The following is a 6,926-nucleotide window of genomic DNA, read 5'->3' as shown; positions in this document are numbered from 1 at the left end:
GTATAGCACAAATTATCAATTTTGTCAAGTAAAAAAATAAAAAAAATAAAAAATTCTTAGGTAAGAGTAGATGAGAAATTGTCAAGGAATAATTACTTATTAGTCTTAATCCCTTGTTGGGTGCGAGAACTTTTTCAACACCCTCTTTTGAATTGACTTACCTATAGGCTCTTTTTGAGGGGAAGTTCCGTTGTAAGCATCACAACCCTAAATCTGTAGGTGCTCTGCCAATGGATTGCAATAATGTTACGACTTCTTCTATCTTATCAGAAAAGGTTTTATTTCCATCTGTATGACCTGGGTAGATGTCGTAAAAGGGGCGATATTTTTGTGGGGTAAGATTAATCATTAGAGAATTTCCACCACTCAAAAGACCGCGTTTTAGACCTTCTTCCTTATCAATGGTCTCTAAGGCAGTAGTCACCAGTATCCTTGATTGAGGATACCTTATCCTTGCCCGAGCGACAGTAGTTAATGCCGTTTCAAGGGATGGCTTTTCGGCATTGCTCAGGGGTGTCTGAGGATGAGGGATGAATGGACCAAAAGAAAACATCTCGGCATTAAGAGAGGCGGTTAACTCAAGATTGTTAAGAATATCTTCCTCTGTCTGTTGCGGTAACCCGACTAAAAATCCGCTAAAGATAAGATAACCAAGCTGATATAACTCCTTAACCAAATTAATTCTATCTTTCAGTTTATGGTTGGGTCTGTATCTCTCATAAAGCTGCGGATTGCTTGTCTCAAATCTAATAAGCACTGCTCGAGCACCTGCATCATACAATCTCTCATAAATTGCTATATCCCTTTCGCCCAGACTTAATATCAGCAAAACAGGCGTCCGCCTCATAATATTTTCAACAATGGTTATTAGTTTTTCCTCTGTATACCAGAGGTCTTCTCCTGATTGTAAAACTAATGCCTTAAAATTTAATTCATTAACCACATAGGCACAATGTTCAATTATCTCTTCTGGTTGCATTCTGTAGCGTTTAATTTCCGTGTTATCTCTACGCAGTCCACAGTAAAGGCAGTTATTTTGACACCAGTTAGAAAATTCTATAATTCCATGCACACAGCAGGCATTACCCAGATGTTTTTGTCGAATAGAATTTGCTTGTTGGTAAAGGGTTTTGGATTCGCGGGTAAGTCTTAAGTCAGTTTCTTTGAGTTTGAAGAAGTAATCTTGCCATGTATTAAGGATAGAAAGGGCATCCGGGGTAGGTATCTGTCGGATGATAAATCCGCCCTGAGCATAGACATACTCGCCTGGGGTTAATTTAAAGAAGTCATTTCTTGCCTTCCTCTTTTCCCCAAAGTAATCAACAGTAACTATATTATCATTTATTTCAACAACCTTAGCCGGTATAGCGTAACACATATTTTTAGAAATACAGGTCTCTTTTCCCCTCTTTAATCCTCTTTAAATATTTTTCTGTTTGATGGCGCAGATTTTCATCTTCCATCTTGTTCAGGTAAAAATTTACTACCTCATAGCCCTTTTGATACAATCCATTAGATTTATTGGCAAAATCCTCTAAATATTCAGCGAAGGTAAGTAGTCCATTAGGCCGACAGAAGTTGTGAATCTCACCCGGCTTTGCCAGACCCATAAAGACATCACCCGTTCGACCACGACGATAACAAGCTGTGCAAAAACTGGGTAATAACCTATCCTGTAAGACCGTAGAGATAACCTCTTTTAATGAACGCTGGTCATAAACCGTAAATTGCCCGTTACCATTATCCCTTCCATATCCTCCTACTGTAGTTACTGACCCAGCTGATGTTTGGGAGATGCCAATCCTATAGGCAATCTTCCTTATCTTTGGAGTTTCACGGGTAGAGATAATCATACCGGTATAGGGCACTGCTAACCTTAGTATGGCAATAATCTTGAGAAAGTCAGCATCGCTTACTTTATAGCGGTCAGGATGATAGCTAATGGTTGAGCCTTCCCGAAAACGCGGCACAGAGAAGGTATGCGGTCCTACCCCATATCTTTGCTCGAAGTATTGGGCATGGGATACCAGAGCTAATACCTCAAACCGCCAGTCATAAAGTCCAAATAAGACCCCCAGTCCCAGGTCGTCAATCCCTGCCTCAAAGGCGCGCTCGTGGGCTGTCAATTGCCTGATATAATCTGCCTTTGGACCACGGTGTAATCTCTGGTAGGTCTCCTGATGGTATGTCTCCTGAAAGAGTTGATAGGTGCCTATTCCTGCTTGCTTTAGCTTCTTATAGTTCTCTACAGTGGTAGCCCCGATATTGACATTTATCCTTCTAATATTACCAACCGGCAGTCTAACCGAATATATCTTTTCTATGACCTCCACCACATAATCTATCGGGTTATTAATTGGGTCCTCACCCAGCTCAAGCAGCACCCTTTTGTGCCCCATCTTAAGTAAGAGCTCTGTCTGCTCCTGGACCTCTTCTAATGTCAATCTGTGACGGGTTAGCTCTCGATTGCTGAGGTGATAATTGCAGTAGGCACAATCATTGATGCAAAAGTTTGAAACATAAAGTGGAGCAAAAAATACCAGCCGTTCACCATAGATCTCATCCTTAATCCTTCCGGCAGTCTCATAGATCTCAGCCATCAGTTGCGGACTATCTGCATTGACTAAGAATCCAATCTCTTCTAAGTTTAGTCCCTGTTTTTCGTTAGCCTTATCAAGGATATCTTTGATTAGCTCAGGGGTTGGGTTCTTTGTCTTTTGTAGGATTTCGTTGAACTTTTCCTGGTTAATTATCTCGTTAGTCATCTTTTTTATTTTAGTCAGACAAGTCTGACAGGTCAGGCAGGTCAGACAAGTCAGACTACTCTCCTTCTACAACTTCAATAGTAATCCCCTGGCCATCGCCCTTTTTAATCTCCAATTCACTCCTTTCAACCATTGTCCCTTTCCCCAGGCATTCAAAGCATAACTTTATTGCATCAGGTGTTAAATGGTCGTCCTCGCCTACGGATAAAGAGACCCTGGTTACCTTGCTCACGCCGTTCTTATTAGCTATCTTAATGACTTCATCTATTGCCTCTTGTGTAATTCCCCATTCATGCATAAATTAAAGATCTCCTTTGTCGGATATGTCGGACTATTCTGACTTGTCTGACTTGTCAGACTTGCTTGTTACCAAATTTCCTTTTTTGCCGCTCCTGGTATAGCCGTTCTGTGAAACCACCGTCAGAAAGGAATGATTCTTCTAATTTCTGCAGCTGTTTTCTTAAAAGATAACTGGCCTGGTTAATTAAGCAAATGATTGTATTTGCTGCCACCTCAGATGAAACTTGCTTGATGCAGTAAGGGTCAGACAGGTCTGACTTGTCTGACTGGTCAGACTTATATCTTCTCCTTACAGCAAGTGCTTCAGGTGAGTCTTTATCCCATCTGTTCAATCCATGCTGACGCAAGAAATCCTCGTAATCAAGCACCAGTTCTTCAAGGCTGGCTCTTGCAATTCCTGTTAATTTAAGTTCAATCTTCTTTGAGGTTGCAGAAGCCATACTGCCTTCAGCAATATTTTGCACACCGCTACGGGCGGCCTGTATCATTTGGTCGTGAGTGCGCGAATATTTCTCAATAAAGCGATTGCAAAAGATAACCGTCGCATCATAGACTAATTGTGCGGTCTGGAAACTACGGAGATTACGGTATCCGCCGTGAGGTGGAATTAGGTTATGGTTCATAGAATCTTTCTCCTTTATCAGATCAGTCGGACTTGTCAGACCTGTCGGACAAGTCAGACATTATTATCTCACACGCTATAGGTATCGCCTCAGATAATCTCTTAGAGAGCCCTGGCTGAACCATTTCTGGTATGTTTTCTACCTGGGCGGCAATGAGTTTTACCTCTACCTGACCTAACACCTTAAGTTCTCTGAGTAGATTTGAGGTTGGAAGTTGATGCATCGAGAAGTCATCAACCTTATTTTTCGGTAAATCCTCAATTGCTACCTCAAAAACCTCACCTGGCTTTCTACCTGTGTCTATAGCATCAACGATAATAATCTTTTGCGGCTTTATTTCAGAGAGTAATAGATTAAACAGTACCCCTCGCACACCACTGCCTACATCTATTACTGCTACATCTTGAGGCAGGTCATAGTGTTTCTGAAGATACTCTATCACAGCTGGCCCAAATCCATCATCCCCAAATAGAATATTTCCACAACCTAAAATAAGCACACGCTTTTCGTAATAATCAAGCATAACCTTTTTTAATTCCTTAAACTATCTATTATCTCCCCTGCTGGATTAATAAAGTCTATTCTCACCGGCAATCTGCCATCTAAGTCGTGGGTAGCACAGGAAAGACAGGGGTCATAAGCACGAATTGCCATCTCAACCCGATTAAGTATCCCCTGGTCGTATTTGCCATCCTTAATGTTATCCATTGCCGCTCTCTTGACCGACATATTTATGGGTGCATTGTTATGGGTCGTGCCTACAATTAAATTAACATTGGTAACCAGACCATTTTCATCCGTCTCATAGTCATGGATTAATGTCCCTCTGGGTGCCTCTACACAGCCTACTCCACGGCTTGCTCTGGGTGTAACTGACTTGCGGATATCTGTGCTGGTAATCTCCGGGTCAGATAGAAGATCAACAATATGCTCGGCATTGTAGAGCAATTCAATCAAGCGTGCCCAATGATAAAGTAGGGTCAACTGAGCTGGCCTGCGAAAATTAGCCCTAAATTCCTCAAGCTCACTTTGAGCAAGCGGTGTCCCAATCTTATCGCAAACATTGATTCTTGCCAGAGTATTGGTGCGGTATATCCCCACAGGGTTGGCTAAATCCATTGAAAAGCCTCCTGCTTTTCTCATATAGGGAAACTTCAAATATGTCCACGGCTCAATATGTTCTGCAATATAATCAGTGTATTGGTCATAGCTAAAGTCTTCATAACTCCCATCTGCTTGCATCATCCTTAATCTGCCGTCATAAAGGTCAAGGCGGCCGTCCTCTCTAACCGTGCCCAGAAAGCCTGTCTTTATCACCCCCAAAGTCTGGACTGCCTCAAGGAATGGTGGGAAGATATTCTTCTTCGCAAAGTCAATCGAGAACTTCGCCAGCTCTAATATTTCCATAGCCTTCGTCTTCATCTCATCCCTTTCTTGTGTAGTTAAAGCTTTACTGAATCCGCCAGGCACAGCCGCTACTGGATGAATGGATTTACCACTTAAGATTTCCAGCATCTGAGCACCCAGATGCCTGCATCTAACCACCTGTTTAGCCACATCAGGGAGTTTTTGAGCAATACCGATGACATTTCTAATTGAATAATCCGCATCTGGTCCAATAACAAAATCTGCCCCGGCTAAAAAATAGAAATGAAGGATATGCTCTTCGGTAAAGGCAATAGCATTCGCCAATTCCCTGAGTTTTTTAGCCGCAGAAGGAATCTCCACCCCAAAAACGGCATCATTTGCTTTAGCACTGGCTAAATGATGCGACCAGGGACAAACACCACAGATACTGGTTACAATCCTGGGCAGTTCCTCCACTGGCCTGCCCTGGCAGAATTTCTCAAAGCCACGCAGTTCAACAACATTAACCATTGTCTCCTGTACATTCCCCGTGTCATCCAATTGAATGGTCACTTTAGCATGCCCCTCAATTCGGGTTACTGGTTGTATGATGATCTTTTTACCCATCAAATCTCCTTTTTCTTATAAGTCATATATGTCGTATATATCTTATTCTCCTATGTCATGCCCTCTTCGGCAGTGGTCTTAATCTGCCATGAGCACCAATATATCTCTGAAAGGTAGCTGATCTGTCAAGGATTGACTTTAGGTCTAATCCAGTAGTAGAGAGTGCACCCATCATATCTACCATTGGATTAGCACCTTTTCTGATTGGACCAAAGCAGGCTCGACAGGGCATTCCTGCTTTAATACATCGAGGTATTTTTGCAGAGCCACCACAACCAGATTTAGTCACCGGTCCAAGACATAAAAATCCAAGCTCCATAAAACAGCGGGATTCTTCTAATTTTTGCCCCGGCGGAATAATCGGCTCAAGCGGCCTCTTTATAGAGGTTACTGCCTTCTTTTCCCGTTTAGTTGGGCAGTCATCGCACACACTCCGCTCGGGTAAGGTAAATGGCTTGCCCGAAAGCAGAGAAGTTAATGCCTCAACTACTATCTCCGGGGCTGTCGGACATCCAGGGATATAGACATCAACCTTAATCATCTCATCCAGGGCATAAACCCGATCAGTTAAGGGAGGAAGCTCAAGTGAAGGCGTTTCTCCAGAATCGGTAGTTTTTGAATCACGATAGACTTTATCGTAAACCTTCTCTAAATTATACTGATTAGCTAAGGCAGGGATACCACCATAGCAAGCACAAGAGCCAAGAGCTATTACTACCGAACATTTCTTGCACATCTCCTCTGCTACATGCTTTTCCTTCTCATTGCGTATCCCACCGGAGATAATACCAACGGTAGCCTCTGGTATCTCCATTTCCTCCTTTTCGCCGGTCTGTCCGTAGTATTTATGGTCCATAATCACCGGCATATGGACAAACTCAAGTTGAGGTAACAAATCTAATAATGGTTCTCCAATGTCCAGAATAGTTACCTCACACCCTCCGCAAATGTTTAACCACTCCTCTGCAACCTTCACTGCCATAATTTCTTATCTCCTTTTAATTCCTTGTTGAATATGGGCTTGGTCCTAATTTTCTTATCGTCTCAGTAAATTCTGTCATCACTTGAGCAAATCGTAACTATTCAGCATACCAAATACCAAGCAAGCAGGAAGTAGGAAAGGGGGAAAATACTTCTTACTATTTTACTCTTAATTGATCTGCAATATTTGCTGAAATAGAAACAGCCGCTGTGCACATCTGTTGCACCAATCCATATTTTTCTTCAGTGGGGAAGTTTTTGGTTATTTCGTATGTTCTTATCA

At 42.2% G+C, this 6,926-nt stretch carries 8 protein-coding genes; all 8 read right to left on the bottom strand.

Annotation, left to right across the window (positions count from 1 at the left end; translation table 11 throughout):
- Window positions 1-199: 199 nt before the first annotated feature.
- On the bottom strand, window positions 200-1,378 hold the full coding sequence (locus AB1422_14555; protein ID MEW6620534.1) for a radical SAM protein: 1,179 nt from the start codon (window positions 1,376-1,378) through the stop codon (window positions 200-202).
- Between the two features lie 4 nt (window positions 1,379-1,382).
- Window positions 1,383-2,765 carry a [FeFe] hydrogenase H-cluster radical SAM maturase HydG gene (hydG, locus tag AB1422_14550; protein ID MEW6620533.1) on the bottom strand — a complete coding sequence of 461 codons (1,383 nt, stop codon included), beginning with the start codon at window positions 2,763-2,765 and terminating at the stop codon, window positions 1,383-1,385.
- A gap of 55 nt (window positions 2,766-2,820) precedes the next feature.
- Window positions 2,821-3,063: a hydrogenase maturation nickel metallochaperone HypA gene (locus AB1422_14545; GenBank protein ID MEW6620532.1), complete on the bottom strand. Its 243-nt coding sequence runs from the start codon at window positions 3,061-3,063 to the stop codon at window positions 2,821-2,823.
- Window positions 3,064-3,118: 55 nt separating this feature from the next.
- Window positions 3,119-3,688, bottom strand: a complete 570-nt coding sequence (locus AB1422_14540) for a four helix bundle suffix domain-containing protein (GenBank protein ID MEW6620531.1) — start codon at window positions 3,686-3,688, stop codon at window positions 3,119-3,121.
- Window positions 3,689-3,710: 22 nt separating this feature from the next.
- Window positions 3,711-4,211 carry a hydrogenase maturation protease gene (locus AB1422_14535; GenBank protein ID MEW6620530.1) on the bottom strand — a complete coding sequence of 167 codons (501 nt, stop codon included), beginning with the start codon at window positions 4,209-4,211 and terminating at the stop codon, window positions 3,711-3,713.
- A gap of 8 nt (window positions 4,212-4,219) precedes the next feature.
- Window positions 4,220-5,662 (bottom strand): Ni/Fe hydrogenase subunit alpha, encoded by a 1,443-nt coding sequence (locus tag AB1422_14530; GenBank protein ID MEW6620529.1) that lies wholly within the window; start codon window positions 5,660-5,662, stop codon window positions 4,220-4,222.
- A 55-nt stretch (window positions 5,663-5,717) separates the two neighbouring features.
- Entirely contained in the window at window positions 5,718-6,644 is a 927-nt protein-coding gene (locus AB1422_14525; GenBank protein ID MEW6620528.1) for a methyl viologen-reducing hydrogenase, read from the bottom strand.
- A gap of 157 nt (window positions 6,645-6,801) precedes the next feature.
- Window positions 6,802-6,909: a four helix bundle protein gene (locus AB1422_14520; GenBank protein MEW6620527.1), complete on the bottom strand. Its 108-nt coding sequence runs from the start codon at window positions 6,907-6,909 to the stop codon at window positions 6,802-6,804.
- Window positions 6,910-6,926 lie beyond the last annotated feature (17 nt).

Source organism: bacterium, assembly GCA_040757115.1.
Classification (GTDB): Bacteria; UBA9089; CG2-30-40-21; order CG2-30-40-21; family SBAY01; genus JBFLXS01.
This window is presented reverse-complemented; position numbering and strand designations above follow the sequence as displayed.